The organism is Pseudonocardia sp. C8, assembly GCF_014267175.1.
In the GTDB taxonomy this organism is placed as follows: domain Bacteria; phylum Actinomycetota; class Actinomycetes; order Mycobacteriales; family Pseudonocardiaceae; genus Pseudonocardia.
This window is the reverse complement of record NZ_JACMTR010000002.1, coordinates 3,021,461-3,041,035: the sequence shown is the minus strand read 5'-3', so window position 1 is coordinate 3,041,035 and position 19,575 is coordinate 3,021,461. Positions and strand designations below refer to the sequence as shown.

The 19,575-nt window shown below is 76.7% G+C and carries 17 protein-coding genes and 1 pseudogene; 7 read left to right on the top strand and 11 right to left on the bottom strand.

The genetic code is table 11. The features are described from left to right. Positions 1-16 precede the first annotated feature (16 nt). From H7X46_RS14710 to H7X46_RS14700, 3 genes are all read left to right on the top strand, one after another. Positions 17-2,035, top strand: a complete 2,019-nt coding sequence (locus H7X46_RS14710) for a CocE/NonD family hydrolase (RefSeq protein ID WP_186359939.1) — start codon at positions 17-19, stop codon at positions 2,033-2,035. A gap of 93 nt (positions 2,036-2,128) precedes the next feature. Then, positions 2,129-2,686 (top strand): bifunctional nuclease family protein, encoded by a 558-nt coding sequence (locus H7X46_RS14705; protein WP_186359938.1) that lies wholly within the window; start codon positions 2,129-2,131, stop codon positions 2,684-2,686. Between the two features lie 48 nt (positions 2,687-2,734). Continuing rightward, positions 2,735-3,040: a PASTA domain-containing protein gene (locus H7X46_RS14700; protein ID WP_186359937.1), complete on the top strand. Its 306-nt coding sequence runs from the start codon at positions 2,735-2,737 to the stop codon at positions 3,038-3,040. A gap of 750 nt (positions 3,041-3,790) precedes the next feature. On the opposite strand, the gene H7X46_RS14695 is transcribed toward H7X46_RS14700, so the two are convergent. Both H7X46_RS14695 and ctaD read right to left on the bottom strand, forming a co-directional pair. Continuing rightward, complete coding sequence (locus H7X46_RS14695; protein ID WP_186359936.1) at positions 3,791-4,231, bottom strand: hypothetical protein; 441 nt, start codon at positions 4,229-4,231, stop codon at positions 3,791-3,793. A 244-nt stretch (positions 4,232-4,475) separates the two neighbouring features. Further along, positions 4,476-6,070, bottom strand: a pseudogene (gene ctaD, locus H7X46_RS14690) (cytochrome c oxidase subunit I). Between the two features lie 238 nt (positions 6,071-6,308). Between ctaD and H7X46_RS14685 the strand changes: the two are divergent. Next, positions 6,309-6,818 carry a DUF4383 domain-containing protein gene (locus H7X46_RS14685; RefSeq protein WP_186359935.1) on the top strand — a complete coding sequence of 170 codons (510 nt, stop codon included), beginning with the start codon at positions 6,309-6,311 and terminating at the stop codon, positions 6,816-6,818. A gap of 7 nt (positions 6,819-6,825) precedes the next feature. On the opposite strand, the gene H7X46_RS14680 is transcribed toward H7X46_RS14685, so the two are convergent. From H7X46_RS14680 to H7X46_RS14645, 8 genes are all read right to left on the bottom strand, one after another. Next, complete coding sequence (locus tag H7X46_RS14680) at positions 6,826-7,776, bottom strand: glycosyltransferase family 9 protein (RefSeq protein ID WP_370588776.1); 951 nt, start codon at positions 7,774-7,776, stop codon at positions 6,826-6,828. Continuing rightward, entirely contained in the window at positions 7,767-8,462 is a 696-nt protein-coding gene (locus tag H7X46_RS14675) for an SDR family oxidoreductase (protein WP_186359934.1), read from the bottom strand. Before H7X46_RS14675 ends, H7X46_RS14680 begins: the two co-directional genes overlap by 10 nt. Then, positions 8,459-10,039, bottom strand: coding sequence for a PfkB family carbohydrate kinase (locus tag H7X46_RS14670; protein ID WP_186359933.1), 1,581 nt, complete (start codon positions 10,037-10,039; stop codon positions 8,459-8,461). Before H7X46_RS14670 ends, H7X46_RS14675 begins: the two co-directional genes overlap by 4 nt. After that, positions 10,036-10,617 (bottom strand): SIS domain-containing protein, encoded by a 582-nt coding sequence (locus tag H7X46_RS14665; RefSeq protein ID WP_186362676.1) that lies wholly within the window; start codon positions 10,615-10,617, stop codon positions 10,036-10,038. Before H7X46_RS14665 ends, H7X46_RS14670 begins: the two co-directional genes overlap by 4 nt. Before the next feature lie 11 nt (positions 10,618-10,628). After that, positions 10,629-11,762 carry a glycosyltransferase family 9 protein gene (locus H7X46_RS14660; RefSeq protein ID WP_370588775.1) on the bottom strand — a complete coding sequence of 378 codons (1,134 nt, stop codon included), beginning with the start codon at positions 11,760-11,762 and terminating at the stop codon, positions 10,629-10,631. Next, complete coding sequence (locus H7X46_RS14655; protein ID WP_186359932.1) at positions 11,759-13,261, bottom strand: HAD-IIIA family hydrolase; 1,503 nt, start codon at positions 13,259-13,261, stop codon at positions 11,759-11,761. Before H7X46_RS14655 ends, H7X46_RS14660 begins: the two co-directional genes overlap by 4 nt. Further along, positions 13,258-14,880 carry a carbamoyltransferase C-terminal domain-containing protein gene (locus H7X46_RS14650; RefSeq protein WP_186359931.1) on the bottom strand — a complete coding sequence of 541 codons (1,623 nt, stop codon included), beginning with the start codon at positions 14,878-14,880 and terminating at the stop codon, positions 13,258-13,260. Before H7X46_RS14650 ends, H7X46_RS14655 begins: the two co-directional genes overlap by 4 nt. 88 nt (positions 14,881-14,968) lie before the next feature. Then, positions 14,969-15,964: an NAD-dependent epimerase/dehydratase family protein gene (locus H7X46_RS14645; protein WP_186359930.1), complete on the bottom strand. Its 996-nt coding sequence runs from the start codon at positions 15,962-15,964 to the stop codon at positions 14,969-14,971. Between the two features lie 85 nt (positions 15,965-16,049). Between H7X46_RS14645 and H7X46_RS14640 the strand changes: the two genes are divergently transcribed. The 3 genes from H7X46_RS14640 to H7X46_RS14630 are packed head-to-tail and all read left to right on the top strand — an operon-like array spanning position 16,050 to position 18,717. Beyond that, positions 16,050-16,934 (top strand): polysaccharide pyruvyl transferase family protein, encoded by an 885-nt coding sequence (locus H7X46_RS14640; RefSeq protein ID WP_186359929.1) that lies wholly within the window; start codon positions 16,050-16,052, stop codon positions 16,932-16,934. Then, on the top strand, positions 16,931-17,824 hold the full coding sequence (locus H7X46_RS14635) for a glycosyltransferase (RefSeq protein WP_186359928.1): 894 nt from the start codon (positions 16,931-16,933) through the stop codon (positions 17,822-17,824). The genes H7X46_RS14640 and H7X46_RS14635 overlap by 4 nt, the downstream gene beginning before the upstream one ends. Continuing rightward, positions 17,821-18,717, top strand: coding sequence for a glycosyltransferase family 2 protein (locus H7X46_RS14630; protein ID WP_370588774.1), 897 nt, complete (start codon positions 17,821-17,823; stop codon positions 18,715-18,717). Before H7X46_RS14635 ends, H7X46_RS14630 begins: the two co-directional genes overlap by 4 nt. On the opposite strand, the gene H7X46_RS14625 is transcribed toward H7X46_RS14630, so the two are convergent. Continuing rightward, complete coding sequence (locus H7X46_RS14625; RefSeq protein ID WP_186359926.1) at positions 18,714-19,550, bottom strand: alpha/beta fold hydrolase; 837 nt, start codon at positions 19,548-19,550, stop codon at positions 18,714-18,716. The two genes, H7X46_RS14630 and H7X46_RS14625, sit on opposite strands and share 4 nt — an antisense overlap. Positions 19,551-19,575 lie beyond the last annotated feature (25 nt).

The window sequence follows — 19,575 nt, the reverse complement described above, 5'->3', positions numbered from 1 at the left end:
CGACGGAGGGAGCACCTTGCGCACCATCGACCCGCACGACCTGCCGCACGCGGTGGTCTGCGAGGACACCCGGGTCAAGCTGGGGGACGGGACCACGCTCTCGGCCCGCGTGTGGCGCCCGGACACCGCCGGGCCCGTCCCGGCCGTCCTGGAGTTCATCCCGTACCGCCTGCGGGACATGACCGCGGTCCGCGACTCGGTGCACCACCCGTACCTCGCCGGGCACGGCATCGCCGGGGTGCGGGCCGACCTGCGCGGCAGCGGCGACTCCGACGGGGTGCTCACCGACGAGTACCTGCCGCAGGAGCTCGACGACGCCGAGGAGGTCCTGGCCTGGCTGGCCGACCAGCCGTGGTGCTCGGGCCGCACCGGGATGATGGGCATCTCCTGGGGCGGGTTCAACGCGTTGCAGGTCGCGGCCCGCCGGCCCGAGTCGCTGGGCGCGATCGCCACCGTGTGCTCGACCGACGACCGGTACACCGACGACGTCCACTACATGGGCGGCTGCCTGCTCGGGGACAACCTGTCGTGGGCGTCGACGATGCTGATGTACAACTCCTGCCCGCCCGACCCCGAGGGGGTCGGCGACGGCTGGGAGGACATGTGGCTGGAGCGGCTCCACGGCAGCGGGCTCTGGGTGGAGGAGTGGCTGCGCCACCAGCGCCGCGACGACTACTGGCGGCACGGCTCGGTGAACGAGGACTACGGCGCGATCCGCTGCCCGGTGCTCGCCGCCAGCGGCTGGGCCGACGGCTACTCGAACGCGGTGTTCCGGCTGATGGAACGGCTCGACGTCCCCCGCCGCGGCCTGATCGGGCCCTGGTCGCACACCTACCCGCACCTGGGACGTCCCGGGCCGGCGATCGGGTTCCTGCAGGAGCTGGTCCGCTGGTTCGGTCACTGGCTCGCCGACGAGGACAACGGCGCGGGGGACGAGCCGACGCTGTGCACCTGGATGCAGGACAGCGTGCCGCCGTCGACCTCCTACGAGGACCGCCCCGGCCGGTGGGTGGCCGACCCGTCCTGGCCGTCGCCGCACGTGGAGCGGCGCTGCCGGCCGCTGCTGCCCGGGCGGATCGGTGAGCCCGGCGAGGAGGGACCGGAGGCCGAGCTGACGATCAGCTCGCCGCTGTCGGTGGGCCAGTTCGCCGGCAAGTGGTGTTCCTACAACGCCCCGCCGGACCTGCCCTACGACCAGCGGGAGGAGGACGGCGGCTCGCTCGTGTTCGAGACCCCGCCGCTCGACGAGCCGGTGGAGATCCTCGGCGCGCCCCGGCTGGACCTGGAGGTCACCACGGACGCCCCGGTGGCGATGGTGGCGGCCCGGCTGTCCGACGTCGCCCCCGACGGGGCCGCGACCCGCGTCAGCTACGGGCTGCTCAACCTGACCCACCGCGACTCGCACGCCGACCCGCAGCCGCTCGAGCCCGGGACGCCGTGCCGGGTGCACCTCGACCTCAACGGGGTGGCCCAGCGGTTCCCGGCGGGGCACCGGATCCGGCTGTCGCTGTCCACCTCGTACTGGCCGCTGGCGTGGGCGCCGCCGCACCCCGTGCGGCTCGGGTTGGCGTCGGGCCGGTCGTCGGTGACGCTGCCGGTGCGGCACGCGGAGGCACCCGACGAGCTCGGCGACGACCCGTTCGGGCCCGCCGAGGGGGCCACACCGATCGTCGTGGAGCAGGTGCGCCCGGGTGAGCAGCGCTGGGAGGTGCGCCGTGACCTGGTCGACTACGTCTCCGAGCTGCTGGTGGTCAAGGACCTCGGCTGCGTGCGCTACCCGGACGGGCTCGAGCTCGACCACCGGGTCGAGGAGCGCTACGCCGCCCGCGGCGACGACCACGGGTCGCTGCGCGGGGAGGTACGGTCCACGGTGACGTTCCGGCGCGGCGAGCACGAGGCGACCGCGGTGACCCGGACCGTGCAGACCGCCGACGCGGAGGACTTCCATCTGCACGCGACGGTCGACGCCTACCGTGGTGAGGCGCGGATCGCCTCGCTCGACCGGTCCACCTCGGTGCCGCGGGACCTGGTCTGACCGGCACCCTGCCGGTGCGCGGGGGCCGGCGCGGGCGTACGGCCGCCGCGCACCGGGTACGCGTGGCCTCGCGGACCGAGCAGGGAGTTGGGCATGGTCGAGGTACGGGTGCGAGCAGTGGGCATCGACGTCGGGACCCAGGGCCCCGTGGTGCTGCTGCAGGAGACGACCGGTGACCGGCGCCTGCTCGCGGTCGCCGTCGGTGAGCCGGAGGCGATCGCCGTCGCGTCGGCCCTGGAGGGGGTGGTCGGCGAGCGTCCGGACACGCACCGCCTGATCGGCGCCGTCCTCGCCGCGTTCGGCAGGCGGCTGGTCCGGGTCCGGGTGTGCGCGCTGCGCGAGCACGTGTTCCACGCCGAGCTGGAGCTCGACGACGGCACCCGGGTCGACGCCCGGACCAGCGACGCCGTCGTGCTGGCCCTGCACGCCGCCTGCCGGATCGACGTGGAGGAGGCGGTGCTCGCCGAGGCCGGGGTCGCCGCGGACACCGTCTCGGTGGAGGGCAGCGGCGTGGCGGGCGCCGGCCCCGAGGCCGGCGGGACCGGGGCCGGCGAGCCGGAGAGCCGGGAGATGGAGGAGTTCCGCCGCTTCCTCGACACCGCGTCACCCGAGGACTTCGAGCCCGGCGACGAGCGCCCCGACGACCAGTGATCCCCCGATCCGCGTTTCGGACTTGCCCGGGGCGGTGATTCCGGGGGCATGTCGGGCAACGGGTCGTCCCCGGGCCGGCAGCGGGTGGTGACGGTGCCACCGCTGACCGGCCTGGACGTCACGCAGGCACACGACACGGCCCTCGACGGTGGGGTGCTGGCGGTGGAGCACAGCTCGTGCGGCGCGGAGCCGGAACGCCGGGTGCTCCGCCAGGAACCGCGCCCCGGGGCGGTCGTGCCGTACGGCAGCGCGGTCGACGTCTGGACCGGGCCGCCCCCGGACGACGGGAACGGCGGCGGTGGGGGCGGCGTGCTGCCGGTGCACCCGGGCCCGGTGCTGAGCGGACGGGGCTGACGGGGTCCGCGCCGGCTGTCGTGTGCTGGTCCACCGGACGGGTACGACACGCACGCCGGCGTCGAGCGCGGTCCAGGCCTTGTCGGCGGTGACGGCGGGGCGTCCGGGCGGGCGGCCAGGACCGGACAGCACCGGTCGCCGAGCGACAGGCCGGCCGGGGCGAAAAGGGTGCACCTCGACCCGCGTCGGGGAGTTGATCAGCACCGTTCAGCCCTCGCTGGGGCGAAAGGGTGCACCTCGACCCGCGTCGGGGAGTTGATCAGCACCGTTCAGCCCTCGCTGGGGCGAAAGGGTGCACCTCGACCGCGCCGGCGAGTTGATCAACACCCTCTCGCCCCGGCGGGGGCGGCAACGCGCGCGCCGACCGGAGCCCGCTATCCGATCAGCACGTTTCCGCCCGCGTCGGGGCGGGAAGGTGCACACCTGGGCCCCGACGCGGACTCGATCAGCGCGTTTCTGCCCCCGCGGGGGCAACTGCGTGCTGATCGGCGAGGCCGGTGCCCGTGAGCGGCACGATTCGGCCCTCGCCGCGGCTCGATCGTGTTGATCGACTGCGCGCAGTGCCTCGAGTTGCGCGATTCCGCCCTCATCTCGGCAACAGCGTGCTGATCGGCGAGGCCGGTGCCCGTGAGCGGCACGATTCGGCCCTCGCCGCGGCTCGATCGTGTTGATCGACCGCGCACCACCGGCGACCTGAGCGCTACGCAGGATGATCCCCTTCTGTTGCGTGGCCCGACGGGCCGGTCGCGGTCAGGTCGTGGCGGACCGGATGACCAGGACGATCGCGATCACGATCGCGGCGACGAGCAGCAGCACCGCGAGGAGGACCAGCAGCACCGGCGAGAGCACGAGCCCGATGATCATCAGGGTCTTGCCGAGCGCACCGAGCGTGCCATAGGTCGCTCTCGCGGCGGCGAACAGCGGATTGTCGCCGGACAGCAGGGCGCGCCCGGCCCCGAGCGTCGCGGACAGACCGACGCCGCCGCGGGCCGTGACGTTCTCGAGGGAGTCGGCCAGGTCGTCGACCTTGTCGACTGCGAAGCCCGCGGCACTGTCGATGAGGACGACCAGCAGTCGCTGGACGCTCTCCTTGAGGCGTTGTCCGGGTGGCACCGCGGGTGCTGTTCGCTGCTCGGCGGCCGCCGGAGGGTGCCCGGCGTCCGGCTGGCTCGCTGCGACGGCCGGTATCATCCGGTGTCCTCCTGTCACCGTTCCCGCTCCCGCGGATCCGATCACTCGGCGGGTGGTCTGGCTGCGTCGATCCGATACCCGTTGACGGACGTCCGCGCCGCCGCGACACCCGGGCAGTCGGTTCCCGGGACGACGGTGCGATGAGGGTGCAGTTCGCAGTGTTGCCGTGCGGCGCGTCGATCGCCACCGCAGGGCGAGCGCCGTGACCGGCCCGGCGACGCCACGCGTGCGTCGTCGCACCCGGTCACCGCCCACCCCGCTGCCGCGCCGCCGCGACCGTCTGCGGGTGGTGCAGCTCGAACGCCGGTCGCTCGGAGCGGATCGGCGGCAGCTCGGTGAAGTTGTGCCGCGGCGGCGGGCAGGTGGTCGCCCACTCCAGGGAGTTCCCGAACCCCCACGGGTCGTCCACGCCGGCGGCCCGGCCGTACCGGTAGCTCCTGACCACGTTGTAGATGAACGGCAGCGTCGAGGCACCGAGCAGGAACGCGCCGATCGAGGAGACCGTGTTGAGCACGGTGAAGCCGTCGGTCGGCAGGTAGTCGGCGTAGCGGCGGGGCATGCCCTCGTGACCGAGCCAGTGCTGGACCAGGAACGTCATGTGGAACCCGACGAACATGGTCCAGAAGTGCAGCCGGCCGAGCCGCTCGTCGAGCAGCCGGCCGGTCATCTTCGGGAACCAGAAGTAGGTGCCGGCGAAGACCGAGAACACGATGGTCCCGAACAGCACGTAGTGGAAGTGGGCGACCACGAAGTAGGTGTCGGTCAGGTGGAAGTCCAGCGGCGGTGACGCCAGGAGCACCCCGGTCAGCCCGCCCAGCAGGAACGTCGCCAGGAAGCCGGCCGCGAACAGCATCGGTGTCTCGAAGGTCAGCTTCCCGCGCCACATCGTGCCGATCCAGTTGACGAACTTGACGCCGGTCGGGACCGCGATCAGGAACGTCGTGAGCGAGAAGAACGCCATCAGCACCGACCCGGTGGCGTACATGTGGTGCGCCCACACGACCGCCGACAACACGGTGATCGCGACGCTGGCGTAGACCAGGCCCTTGTAGCCGAACAGCGGGCGGCGGGCGAACACCGGGATGATCTCGGTGACGATCCCGAAGAACGGCAGCGCCACGATGTAGACCTCGGGGTGGCCGAAGAACCAGAACAGGTGCTGCCAGAGGATCGTGCCGCCGTGCTCGGGCGCGAAGACGTTCGCCCCGAGGTGCCGGTCGGCCAGCAGCGCGAACAGCGCCGCGGTGAGCACCGGGAACGCGATGAGGATCAGCACCGAGGTGAACAGGATGTTCCAGGTGAAGATCGGCATCCGGAACATCGTCATACCCGGTGCGCGCAGGCAGACGATCGAGGTGATCATGTTGACGGCGCCGAGGATCGTGCCCAGCCCGGACACGATCAGGCCGCTCGCCCACAGGTCGCCGCCGGGCCCGGGGGAGTGGGCGACGTCCGAGAGCGGGGTGTAGGCGAACCAGCCGAAGTCGGCGGCGCCGCCCGGGGTCACGAACCCGGACAGGACGATCAACCCGCCGAACAGGAACAGCCAGTACGAGAGCGCGTTCAACCGCGGGAACGCCACGTCCGGGGCGCCGATCTGCAGCGGCACGACGTAGTTGGCGAACCCGAACAGGATCGGGGTCGCGTAGAGCAGCAGCATGAGCGTGCCGTGCATGGTGAACAGAGCTGGTTGTACTGCTCGGTGGACAGCAGCTGCAGCTCCGGGCGGGCGAGCTCGGCGCGCACCAGCAGCGCCATCGCGCCACCGGCCAGGAAGAACCCGAACGCGGTCACCAGGTAGAGCAGCCCGATGTCCTTCGGGTCGGTGGTGCGCAGCATCGCGGCGAACCGCCCGCCCCGCGACGGCCGCCGGGGGACCGACGCCGACGGGACGGGCCGGGGCACCACGCGCGCCGTGGTGCCGCCTCCGGGTGCGGGATCGGTGCGGGTCACCGCCCGCACCTACCCGGGGCCGGCGTGGTCCATTCCCCGTGGCGGGTGCATCACCGGCCCGGCAGCGGGTACCCGATCGGCTGGACCGGCCGACCCGGCCGGGGCGCGCACTGCGGGAGGTCCCATGCCCGTCCAGTCCGAACACCACTCGCACGGCCATGCCCGGTTCCCGTGGCCGCAGCTGCTCGTGCTCGTCACCGCGCTCGTGATGGTGCTCTACGGCCTGATCGGGTTCCGGTACAGCGGCATGCCGGGCACGCCGCCGGGCAGCAACGAGCTGCTCGGCGCGGCGGTCGACCCGATCCGGAACATCGTGCACCTCGCCGTCGGCGTGGCCGGGATGCCCTGCGCCGCGAACCTCGTGGCCACCCGGGTCTACGGCTGGGCGCTGCTCGTGCTGGGCGGGGTGGAGGCGCTCGCCGGGCTGCTGACCGGCGTGCTCGCGGTGCTCCCGTCCGGCCCGTTCGCGTTCAACCTCGGCACGGTGCTGGTGGCCGTGGCGTACGCGGTGCTCGGCGCGCTGGCCGCTCTCGGGCGGGTCCGCAGCGACATGCCCTACGACCGCCTGCAGGCGGGCATCGAGGGCACCGGCCGGCGGGTGATCGGCCTGCGCCAGCCCCGCGAGGACTCCTGAGGCCGGCTCAGCGGGCGAGCAGCGCCCGCGCGACGTCCAGCACGGTGCCGGTGCCGATCTCCAGCAGCCCGGGATCGGGCCGGTCGGCGTGCGGGTCGCCGGTGCGGCCCGCCCACAGCACGGTGTGCGGGCCCTCTCGTCCCGGGCCCCACCGGGCCGGTGAGGTCGGGCCGAACAGCAGCACCGACGGGGTGCGGTAGGCGGTGGCCAGGTGCGCGGGCCCGGTGTCGCCGCACACCACCAGCCGGGCATCGGCAACGAGCGCCGCGATCCCCTCGGCGGAGCAGCGGCCGGCGAGATCCGCCGAGCGGGGCAGCCCGGCGCACTCGACGACGGCGGCCACCAGCGCCCGCTCACCCGGCCCGCCGGTCACCACCACCCGGTGCCCGTCCCGGTGCAGCGCCCGGGCCAGCTCGGCGTACCGGTCGGCGGGCCAGCGCCGCGCGCCCGAGGCCGCTCCGGGATGCAGGACGACCGCCCCGCGGACCGGGGGCGGGCGGTCCGGGGGGTCCAGGTCCAGGTCGTGCGGGTCGGCCGGCAGGCCGTACCCGGTGAGCAGGTCGCACCAGCGGCGGACCTCGTGCACGTCCGGCCGCCACGCGGGGCCGGGCACGTCCGGGCGGTCCGGGTGCCGGTGGGTCAGCAGCTCACCGGCGTGGGTGGCCCGCAGCGCGTCGATGCTCTGCGGGCCGGAGCCGTGCAGGTTGACCGCGAGCCGCGGCGGCCGCCCGGACCAGCACAGCGAACCCGGGCCGTCCGCGGGCAGGATCCGGTCGATCCCGCCGATCAGGCTGACCAGTCCGGCGAGCCGGGCGGGGGTGGCCAGCACCAGCTCGGCGGCGGGGAACCCGCGGCGCAGCGCCCGAAGCGCCGGGACCGCGGTCAGCAGGTCCCCGATCCCCGGCGCCCGCAGGGCCAGCACCTCCGGGCGGCCGGGACCCGGCGGGATCACGGCCACGAGCCCTCTTCGGAGTGGCAGACCACCAGCTCCCGGATCTCGCAGCCCGGCGGCTGCCGCAGCGCGTGCAGCACGGCGGCGGCGGTGTCCTCCGGCCGGTTCAGCTTGGCGTCCTCGGGCGGGCGGTACTGCTCGTCGCGGCCGTCGAAGAACGCGGTGTGCATGCCGCCGGGCACCAGGGTCGTCACCGACACCCGCCCGGCCGTCTCCGCGGCGAGCGCCCGGCTGAAGCCCAGGACCCCGAACTTCGAGGCGCAGTACGCCGTCGCGTCCGGGACGGCCTTCAGGCCGAGCGTGGACGAGACGGTGACGACCCGGCCGCGGACCCCCTCCAGGTAGGGCAGCGCGGCCCGGACGACGGCGGCCGTGCCGAGCAGGTTCACCCGCACCACGCGCTCCCACTCGTCGGCGGGCAGCGCCCCGAACGGGGCCGGATGGTCGATGCCGGCCGCGGTCACGACGGCGTCCGGGGGGCCCGCGGTGCGGGCCAGGCCGTCGACGGCCGCCTCGGTGGCGGCGGTGTCGGCCAGGTCCACGGTCACGTGCGGCACGTCGGCCTTCGGCGGGTGCAAGTCGAGGACCTGCGGCCGGCCGCCGGCGGCGGCGACGGCGTCGACGACGGCGGCGCCGAGCCCGGAGCTCCCACCCGTGACGAGCACCGTCCCGAGGTCGCGGTCGTGGCTCATGAAGTTCCTTCCGTGTCGGTCGTCGGGGACGCCGCGGCCCGCGCGGCCGCGGCCAGCCGGCTCGTCGAGTGCCCGCCCACCCGCGGCACCGTCTCGACGGTCCCGCCGTGCGCGCGCACCACCCGGGTCTCCGGCATCCGGTCCGGGTCGTGGTCGCCGCCCTTCACCCACACGTCCGGGCGGAGCCGGTCCAGCACCGCGGACGGGTCGGGGCCGTCGAACGTCACGACGGCGTCCACGCAGCTCAGGGCGAGCAGCACCGCGGCACGGTCGGCCGCGGTGGCGTACGGGCGGCCCGGTCCCTTGAGCCGGGCCACCGAGTCGTCGGAGTTGAGGCACACCACCAGCGCGTCGCCGCGGGCGCGGGCGGCCTGCAGCACGCGCACGTGGCCGGGGTGGAGCAGGTCGAAGCAGCCGCCGGTGGCGGCGACCCGGCCGCCGGCGCGGCGGACCCGCTCGGCGAGCGCGAAGCCGTCGGGTCCGGCCGGCGCCGCGTCGGGCAGGGCGCCGGAGTCGCCGGCGGGCACGGCGCCGCCGTCCGCCACGGCGCCCCCGCACCCGCCCGCGCCGGCGGTGAGACCGTCCCCGCCCGCACCGGCCGGGACACGGTCCGTGCCCGCGCCGAGCGTGACACCGTCCCGGCCCGCCCCGACGGTGACACCGTCCCGGCCCGCCCCGACGGTGACATCGTCCCCACCGGCCCCGCCCGCGGCGACGAACCGGCTCGCCGCCTCGACGGCCGCGGCGACGGCCGCCGCGGCCGTCGCCCCGCCGGCCAGGCTCGCCGCCGCCGCGGCCGAGAACACGTCCCCGGCCCCGCAGCTGTCCGCGCGCCCGCCCCTCGCCGGGCGCGCGGCACCGGGCACCGGGATCCGCCGCACCCGCCGCGCCCCGCCTGCGGCCAGCACGGCACCGTCCCGGCCGCGGGTCACGGCGACCGCGCCGGCGTCCCACCGCCGCCGCAGCCGCCGGGCCGCCCGGACCGGTCCCGCCCCGCCGGCCCCGCGGCGCGCCTCGGACGCGTTCGGGGTGACCAGGTCGGTGCCGGCGACCGGCGCGGACCCGCGCGGGTGCGGGTCCCACACCAGCGGGACCCCGGCCGGACGGCCGGCCAGCAGCTCCCGCACGCCCGGGAGCGCGGCCACCCCGCGGCCGTAGTCGGCGACCAGGACCGCCCGCGCCGCGGTGAGGACCTCGGCGGCCGGGCCGTCGGCCGTGGCCCGCCCGTCCCCGGTGTCGAGCCGGGCCACCGGCCGCCCCCGGTCGAGCACCCGGGTCTTGACCGGGGTGGCACCGGCCAGCGGCAGCGCGTGCACGGTGACCCGGTCGCCGAGCAGCCCGCGCAGCCGCTCGGCCGCGGCGTCGTCGCCGAGCGCGGTGAGCAGCACGACCGGGCACCCGTCCGGGGCGAGCCGGGCGGCCTGCACGGCGGCGAGCGCCGCACCGCCGGGCCGCGCCCGGGACGCCGCGACGTCCACGACGGGCGCGCCGGGCGCGTCCGGGCAGTCCCGGTCCGAGCGGCCGGCCAGGTCGACGTCGAGCAGGGAGTCCCCGACCACCACCAGCGGTGCGCTCACCGCGCGCCCTCGCCGGCGCTCCCGCACCGCGCCGCCCCCACCCCGAGCGCGTCGTCGATCGCGGCGCACAGCGCGTGCACCAGGAACAGGTGCAGCTCCTGCACGGTGCTGGTCAGGGCCGCGTCGACGGTCACGGCGTCGTCGCAGAGCGCGGCGAGCGGGTTCGGCGCGGGACCGGTGAGCGCCCACGCGGTCGCACCGACCTCGGGTGCCGCCTTGGCCGCGGCGACGACGTTCGGGCTGGACCCGCTCGTGGACAGCAGCACGAGCACGTCACCGGGCCGGGCGTGCGCGTACACCTGGCGGGCGAACACCTCGTCGGCGCCGTAGTCGTTGCCGATCGCGGTCGTCGAGGACGTGTCGGCGTGCAGCGCGATCGCCGACAGCGGGCGGCGGTCGAACCGGAAACGGCCGACGAGCTCGCCGGTCAGGTGCTGGGCCTCGGCGGCGCTGCCGCCGTTGCCGCACGCGAGCAGCCGCCCGCCGTCGGACAGCCGCCGGGCGAGGTGGCCGCCCCAGGCGCGCACGGTCGGCAGGTCACGGCGTACGCCGGTCAGGGCGCGGTGCAGCTCGTCCAGCTGGTGCTCGCTCACCGGGTACCTCCCTGGGTCGGGCGGCCGCGGGCGCCGCGGCCGGTCGCGGGTGGGTGCGGGCCGGGGACGGACGGCGCCGCCCCGGCCGGGACCGGGTACGGCGCGCGGTCGCCCGCCAGCTCCGCGACGGCGTCGACGACGGCGTCGTCCCCGATGCCGTCCAGGCACGGATGTCCGGGGACCGGGCAGGTGCGGGCCCGGGTGTCGCGGCACGGCGCGTCGGGGTCGCCGAGCAGCACCGACGGCACGCCGTAGGGGCCCCAGCGGTGCGCCGGCACGACCGGGGCGAACAGCGACACCACTGGGGTGCCCACCGCGGCGGCCAGGTGCGCCGGCCCGGTGTTCGGCGCGACGACGACCCGCGCCCCGTCCAGCACGGCGGCGAGCTCGGCGGTGCCGGTCCGGCCGCCGAGGTCGGTGGCCGCCCGGCCGGCGACGCGCGCGGTGAGCTCGGCCTCGTCCGGCCCACCGGTGACGACGACCCGGTACCCGGCGCCGGCGAGCGCCCGGACGTGCGCGGCGCTGCGCCCGGCGGAGGGCCGCCGGGCCGGGACCGACGCCCCCGGGTGGACGACGACGTAGCCGGGCGGCCCGGTCAGCGGCCCGACCTCGGGCAGCGGGCGGTTCACGGCGAGCCGCCCGTCGTCCCCGGGCGCCGGCGGGAACCCGGCCGCGCGGGCCAGCGACAGCATCCGTTCCGGCTCGGGCAGGTGGTGCTCGGGCGGGTGCCGCAGGTCCAGCAGCGACCCCGGGTAGTCCTCGCAGGCCGCACCGACCCACGGGACCCCGGCGGCCCGCAGCAGCAGGGCCGCGGGCAGCGGGGACTGGTGAAACGAGGTCAGCACGAGCGCCGCGTCGAACTCGCCGGCCGCCAGCTCGTCGACGGCGGCGTCGAGGTCCGCGCGGTGCACCGGCGCCGGGTCCGGTTCGATCCACGGCGCCGGCCGCACCAGCAGGGTGTCGACCCCGGGCAGCAGCGCGGCGGTGCGGCGGCCACGCGGCCCGGCCAGCAGCGTCACCGAGCCCGCGCCGGCGGCGACCGCCCTCACGCAGGGCCCGGCGAGCAGGACGTCACCGGCCGCGTCCTGGCGGACCACCAGGACCCGGTCGCGGCGCCGCGGCCGGCTCACGCCCGGCCCCCCATTGCCAGGTCGACGGCCGCGCCCAGGTCCGGCGCGACCCGCGCGTACCGGTGGGCGTGGGCGACCTCCTCGGGCCGGGTCCGCGCGGTCGGCACGAGCACGGCGCGGGCACCGGCGGCCCGGGCCGCGGCGACGTCGGCGCCGGTGTCGCCGATCACGACGCAGTCCCGGGCGCGGACGCCGAGCGCCTCCGCCGCCGCCCGGACCATGCCGGGCGCGGGCTTGCGGCAGCCGCAGCCGTCGTCCTCGCCGTGCACGCACACCTGCCAGGTCCCGAACGGCCCGAGGTCGGCGCCCACCCGGGCGTTCACCGCGGCGAGCTCGTCGGGGGAGATCAGGCCCCTCGCCACCCCGGACTGGTTGGTGACCACGCCGGTGGCGACGCCCGCGGCCCGGACCCGCCCCAGCGCGGCGGCGGCCCCGTCGACCGGCCGCACCCGATCCGGTTCGGTGCAGTACGGCACGTCGTGGACCAGGGTGTCGTCGCGGTCGAACAGCACGGCGGCCGGGGCCCGGCGGGCCCGCAGCTCGCCGGCGACCCGGTGCACGGTCGCGGCCGGCGGGATCAGCGCGCTGGTCAGCAGCATCGTCGCGACCTCGCGCGGGGTGCGCGGGCCGGGCAGGATCCGGCGGGCCGCGAACGCGGCGGTCGCGCCGGCCCACACCCCGGCGGCGGTGCGGGCGAGCCCGCGCCGTCCGGTGGCCGCGGCCGCGACCGCGAGCAGCGCGGCACCGGTGGTGACCGCGTGCGTGCCCAGCATGCCGCGCCCGGCGTCGCAGGCGTCCCGCCAGGCCGGGCCGTGCTTGCGGCGCATCCGGGCGTCGTCGGCGTTGCCGGCCTGGGCCCGGACCGAGGCGAGCGGGCCGCCCGCGCGCGGCGGGTGCGTGGTGACCCGGTCGCCGGCGACGATCCGCCAGCCGGCCGCGCGCACCCGCAGGGCCAGGTCGGCGTCCTCCCGGTAGGCGCGGGGGAAGCACTCGTCGAAGCCGCCGACGGCGGCGAGCGCCGTGGTCCGGTAGGCGATGTCGGCGGTCACCCAGCGGGCCGAGGCCAGGCCCGCGGTGTTGCGCTCGGCGTCGGTCGGGCGGCGGTGCGCGGGCAGCGGCACCGCGATCCGGGCCTGCACGGCGCCGACGTCGGCGGCGACCGCGGCAAGGTCCGCGGCCAGCGCGGCGGCCCAGCCGGTGCCGGGTTCGACGTCGTCGTCGACGAACGCGACCCAGCCCGGGGCCGCGGCCCGCCAGCCGGCGTTGCGCGCGGCGGCCGGCCCGCGCCCGCCGGTGCGCAGCACCCGCAGCGGCGGCGCGCCGTCCCGGTCGGCCACGCCCGGCAGCGGCGTGTCCGGGCGGACCCGGTCGTCGACGACGATCACCTCGCTGATCCCGGCGGCGCGCGCGCCCGGGGCGCGGACGTCGTCGAGCACCCGGGCCAGCCGTGCCCGCCCGGTCGTCGGGACGACGACGCTCACCGTGCCCGTCGCCGTCACCGGCGCACCACGAACGGGCCGAGGGCCAGCAGGTCGATCGGCGCCGAGCCGAACGTCTCCAGCGCGTGCACCGGGGTGTCGACCATCGGGCGGCCCGCGGTGTTCAGGCTGGTGTTGATCACGCACGGCAGGCCGGTGGCCTTCTCGACGTCGCCGAGCAGGGCGGCGAGCAGCGGCCGCTCGGTGTGGTCCACGGTCTGGATGCGGGCGGTGCCGTCGACGTGGGTGACCGCCGGTATCCGGTCCTGCCACTCGGGGGCGACGTCGTGCACGAACAGCATGTACGGGCTCTCGGCGGGCCCGCGGGAGAACAGCTCGGCGGCCCGCTCGGCGCGGACCATCGGGGCGACCGGGCGGAACGACTCGCGGCCCTTGACCGCGTTGAGCCGGTCGAGGTTCTCCCGCCGGCCCGGGTGGGCCAGCAGCGAGCGGTTGCCCAGCGCCCGCGGCCCGAACTCGGAGCGGCCCTGGAACCAGGCGACGACGCCGTCGTCGGCGATCGCGTCGGCGACGGTGCCGGGCAGGTCGTCGGGGCGCTCGTAGCGGACCCGGGCGTCCCGCAGGACCTGCTCGAGCTCGTCGTCGGTCCAGCCGCGGCCGAGGTCGGCACCGGGCATCGGGGCGACCGGGTCACCGGCCTCGGCGGCCAGGTGCAGCGCGGCGCCGAGTGCGGTGCCCGCGTCCCCGGCGGCGGGTTGCACCCACACCTCGTCGAACGGGCCCTCGTCGGCGATGCGGGTGTTCGCCACGCAGTTCAGCGCGATCCCGCCGGCCATCGCGAGCCGGGACTCCCCGGTGCGGTCGTGCAGCCAGCGGGCGAGGTCGAGCAGCGTGTCCTCCAGCCGCCGCTGCATGCTGGCGGCCAGGTCGGCGTGCTCGGGCAGGACCGGGTCGGCCGGGCCGCGGGGCGGCGCGAACCGCGACAGGTCGACCGGGGCCGCCCGGAACCCGCCGTCACCGCGGGCGTGCAGGTCCTCGGCGAGGTCGTCGGCGAACCGCGGGGTGCCGTAGGAGGCCAGCGCCATCACCTTGTACTCGTCGGAGGAGCGCCGGAAGCCCAGGTGCGCGGTGAGGTCCTCGTAGCGCAGGCCCAGTGAGTCCGGCAGCCGCTGGGTGGCCATCCGCTGCAGGATCCCGTTGCGGTAGAGGCCGGCCAGGTACGACGTCGCCTCGCCGCGCCCGTCCGCGACCAGCACGGCGCCGTCCTGCCAGGGCGCGGCCGGTGCGGCCGACGCGGCGTGCGCCAGGTGGTGCTGCACGAACCGCACCACGCCCGGGTCGAGCCCCGGCAGCGCCGTCCGCAGGAAGTACGGGGCGCGGCGGGCGAAGTCGGTGCGCAGCTGCTCCCAGCCCGGGTCGGTGCCGGGCTGGCCGTGCTCGACGAGGTCGGGGTCGTAGGACCAGCCGACGGCGTCCAGGTCGGCGGGGCTGAGCCCGCCCTGTTCCAGGCACCAGGCGGCGGCCGCGGCGGGCTGCTCCCAGGCCGAGAACGGCACCGGTTCCTTGCCGTGCTTGCGGCGCGTGAACCGCTCCTCCTCGGCCGCGGCCACCACCCGGCCGTCCACGACGAGCGCGGCGGCCGGGTCGTGGAACACGGCGTTCACCCCGAGGACCCGCATCCCCACCTCCCGATCTTCTGCGTTCCGATTGGCCGGTGGACGGCTCCTACCCTCCGCGGTCGGGCACAAACGTCGCCCCAGGACGTCGCTACACAGCGGAGTCGACCGGGGTGGGCACGGTTGACCGGGAGGCGAACCAGCCCACGGTGTGGCGCAGGCCCTCCTCGAGCCCGATCCGCGGTTCCCAGCCCAGCTCCCGCCCGGCCAGGCCGATGTCCGGGCGGCGCCGGCGCGGGTCGTCCGCGGCCGCCGGGACCGCGGTGATCTCCGACGCCGAGCCGGTGAGGTCCCGGACCAGCTCGGCGACGGCGTGCACGCTCCGCTCGGTCGGGTTGCCGATGTTCATCGGGCCGGGGTGGTCCGACGCGGCCAGCGCGAGGAGCCCGCGGACGGTGTCGTCGACGTGGCACAGCGACCGGGTCTGCTCCCCGCTCCCGGTCACGGTGATCGGTACCCCGCGTAGCGCCTGGTCCACGAACGTGGGCACCATGCGGCCGTCGCCGGGGCGCATCCGCGGGCCGTAGGTGTTGAACAGCCGGGCGATCGCGGTGTCGGTGCCGTGCACCCGCCGGTGCGCGGTGGTCAGCGCCTCCGCGTAGCGCTTGGCCTCGTCGTAGCAGCTGCGGGGGCCGACCGGGTCGACGTCGCCGTGGTAGCCCTCGTGCTGCGGGTGGACCTCCGGGTCGCCGTACACCTCGCTGGTGGAGGCGAGCAGGAACCGGGCCCCGTACCGCTGCGCGGCCGCGAGCGCGTGCTCGGTGCCGGCGGCGCCCGCGCGGAGCGTCTCCAGCGGGCGGCGGTGGTAGTCGACCGGTGACGCGGCCGACGCCAGGTGCGCGACCAGCACCCGGCCGGCCGCGTCCGGTCCGGGCCACGGCTCCGGCCAGGGCAGCGTCACGTCGTGGCGGACGAAGCGGAACCGCGGCGAACCGGACAGTGGCGCCAGGTGCTCGCGGCGCCCGCTGCTGAGGTCGTCCAGGCAGACGACCCGGGTGCCGGCCGAGAGCAGGGCCTCGCACAGGTGCGAGCCGACGAAGCCGGCTCCGCCGGTCACGATCGCGCGGTCGAACGGAGGTGAGGTCATGGCCGGCGGCTACCTCGCCGTACCGGCGCGAAACGGTCGGCACACGAGTCGCATGGTCTCGCCGGTCCGGGGTAGCCACACCGCCGTGCGGATCATGGTGGCCGGTTGGCCGAGCTTCGTCGACGGGGAGGCGACCGCGGGTGACCTGCTGGCGATGGCCCGGGTCGCCGACGCGGTGCGCGGGCCCGGCCGGCGGGTCGAGCAGCTGCTCAGCCCGGTGCTCGACCCGTCGGCGGAGTCCGCGACGACCGCGGACCCGGCGGGCTGCACCCACCTGGTGTTCGCCTGCGGCCCGGCGCGGGGCGCGCAGGTGGCGCGGCTGCACGAGCGGTTCGCCGGCGCGCGGCGGATCGCGGTCGGCGTGTCGGTGCCCGACCCGCTCGACCCGGCGGTGACCGGCTTCCACCGCGTCCTGGCCCGCGACGGAACCGAGGACGCCGCACCGGACCTGTGCTGGTCCGCCCCCGACCCCGCGCCGGTCCCGGTGGTGGGGGTCGTCCTCGCCCCCGGCCAGCCGGAGTACGGCGACCGCCGCCGCCACGACCAGGTGCACGCGGTGCTCGCCGAGTGGCTGCGCGACCTCGACGCCGCCCGCCTGGAGCTGGACACCCGGGTCGACCCGCGGGACTGGCGGCACCCGGCCACGCCCGGACAGTTCCGGGCCGTGCTGTCCCGGCTCGACGCCGTCGTGACGACCCGGCTGCACGGCGCGGTCCTCGCGCTCGCGGCCGGGGTACCGGCGCTGGCCGTCGACCCGGTCGCCGGCGGCGCCAAGGTGACGGCGCAGGGCCGGGCGCTGGGCTGGCCGGTGCTGGCCGGCGAGGACGTGGCCGGCCCGCACGGCCGCGCCGTGCTGGACCGGGCCTGGGAGTGGTGCCGGGGTGCGGCCGGGCGGGCCCGGGACCTGGCCGCCGCGCGGGACGGCGACCGGCTGCTGGCCGAGCTGCGGGCGGAGGTCGGACTCACGTGAGCGAGCGTCAGCGAGCGAACCATGAGCACCATGAGCACGGCGTCCGGACCACGGTGGTGATCGCGACCCGGAACCGGGCCGGCGAGCTCGCCCGCACGCTCGACGAGCTGGCGGCGCTGCGGCCCCGGCCGCCGGTCGTGGTCGTCGACGACGCCTCGACCGACGACACGGCGCGGACCGTCGCCGCCCGCCCGGAGGTGGAGCTCGTCCGGCTGCGGGACCGCCGGGGCGCGGCCGCCCGCAACGCCGGCGTCGCGCGGGTCCGCACCCCCTACGTGGCGTTCAGCGACGACGACTCGTGGTGGGCCCCGGACGCGCTGGCCCGGGCCGAGGAGATCCTCGAGCGGTGCCCGGACGTCGGGCTGGTCGCCGGCGCGGTCCTGGTCGGACCGGAGCGGCGGCCCGACCCGGTGAACGCCGACCTGCGCGACAGCCCGCTCGGCGGGACCGACCCGGGCCCGGAGGTGCTGGGCTTCCTGGCCTGCGCGGCCGTCGTCCGGAAGCGGGCCTACGACGAGGCGGGCGGGTTCTCCGCGCTGCTGCGCTTCGGCGCCGAGGAGACGCTGCTGGCCGTCGACCTGGCGGCCCGGGGCTGGCGGCTGTGCCACGACCCGGGCGTGGTGGCGCTGCACCACCCGTCGCCGCACCGGATGCCGCACGACCAGCGGTGCGCGCTGGAGGCCCGCAACCGGTTGCTGATCGCGCTGATGCGGCGGCCCTGGTCGCGGGTCGGCTCGGAGCTGGCCGGCCTTGCGGAACGGGCCGTGCACGACGGGGTGTCCCGGCGGGCGTTCGCGGCCGGGCTGGCCGCGGCGCCTCGCGCGCTCGCCCGGCGCCGGGTGCTGCCCCGAGCGGTCGAGGACCGGCTGCGGCTGGTGGAGCAGTGGTGAGCGGGCCGCGGACGACCGTCGTCGTCATCACCCGGGACCGGCGCGCGGAGCTGCTGCGGACCCTCGCGCACCTGGAGGCGCTGCCCGACGCCGCCCCGGTGATCGTGGTGGACAACGGCTCCACCGACGGGACCGCGGCGGCCGTGCGGGCCCGGCACCCGCGGGTCGCGCTGATCGCGGCGGGCGAGAACCTCGGCGCGGTCGGCCGCAACGTCGCCGTCGAGCGGGTCCGCACCCCGTACGTGACGTTCTGCGACGACGACACCCGCCCGCAGCCCGGCGCGCTCACCCGGGCCGCGGACGTGCTGGACGCGCACCCGGGTGTCGCGTCGGTGACCGGGCGCTGCCTGGTCGAGCCGGACCTGCACGAGGACCCGATCACCCCGGAGATGCGGGACTCGCCGGTGCCGGCCCCGGACGGGCTGCCCGGCCCGGCGCTGCTGGGGATCATGGCCGGGCTGTCCACGCTGCGGGTCGGCGCGTTCCGCGCGGCCGGTGGCTTCCACCCGCGGATCTGGCTGGGCGGGGAGGAGGAGCTGCTCGCCCTCGACCTGGCCGCCGCGGGCTGGTGGATGTGCTGGATCCCGGACGTCGTGGTGCACCACGCCCCGTCGACGTTGCGTGACCCGCGGGCCCGGCGCCGGCTCGGCATCCGGAACACGCTGTGGACGCTGTGGCTGCGTCGCCCGGTCCGGAGCGCGGTGCGGCGCACGGTGGAGGTCGTGCGGGGCGCGCCCGCCGACGCGGCGACGCTGCGTGCCGTCCTGGCGGCGGTGGCCGGGCTGCCGTGGGTGCTGCGCGAGCGCCGGGTCGTGCCGCCGGCGGTGGAGGAGGGGCTGCGGCTGCTGGAGGAGCCGCAGCGCCGGTCCACCGCCCGCCGCTACGTCGGTTAGCTCCGCTGGCCGGCCACCGGTTCCCCGGCGACGGCCCCGCCCTGATCACCGCGCTGATCACTGTCGTGATCGCAGTGGTCGACGAAGGCGCGCAGCCTGGTCGCGAACCGCGCGGGGTCGACGAGGTGCACGAAGTGCCCGTCGCCCACCCACTCCTCGAGCTGGGCGTCCGGCATCCGCCCCACCCGCTCGCGTTCACCCTCGGTGGCCTGCCGACCGAACACGGCCAGGCAGGGGGCCCGGATCCCGGCCGCCCGGGCGTCGATCCAGGCCTGCATCCCGGCCGGATCGGTGGTCAGGAGCTGATCCCAGTACCCGAGCACGACGTCCTGCTCGACCGTGTGCGCATCCCGCACCAGGGTGCGGACCGGTTCGGGGATGCGGTCGAGGCCGAGGCCGTTCTCGATGGCCGCCCAGGCCTGGCCGAAGGCGGGTCCGCGCAGCATCGGTGCGATCCGGTGGAGCGCCCGGGCGAAGGGCTCGATCTCGGTCGCCTGGTCGACCATGGCGAGGCCGCGCGCGGGATGCGTGCCCGCGTAGAGCGCGGCGACCGCGGCACCCATCGAGTGGCCGACGACGACCGGGCGTTCCACGGCCAGCGACTCCAGCAGCCGGTGAACCTGCTCGACGACCTCCTCGAGCCGGGTCGGCCGGCCGCTGCTTCCGCCGTGCCCGGGCAGGTCGACCGCGATGCTCGTGACGGAGCCGTCCAGCTCGTCGACGACCGGCCGCCACGTCCGGCGATCGAAGGTCATCCCGTGCAGCAGGACGACGGGCGTGCCGGTTCCCTCGACGTCGTGGGCGAGGCCGGCCTCCGGATTCGCGACGTCCATGACGGCCTCCTCGGGACACGATTTC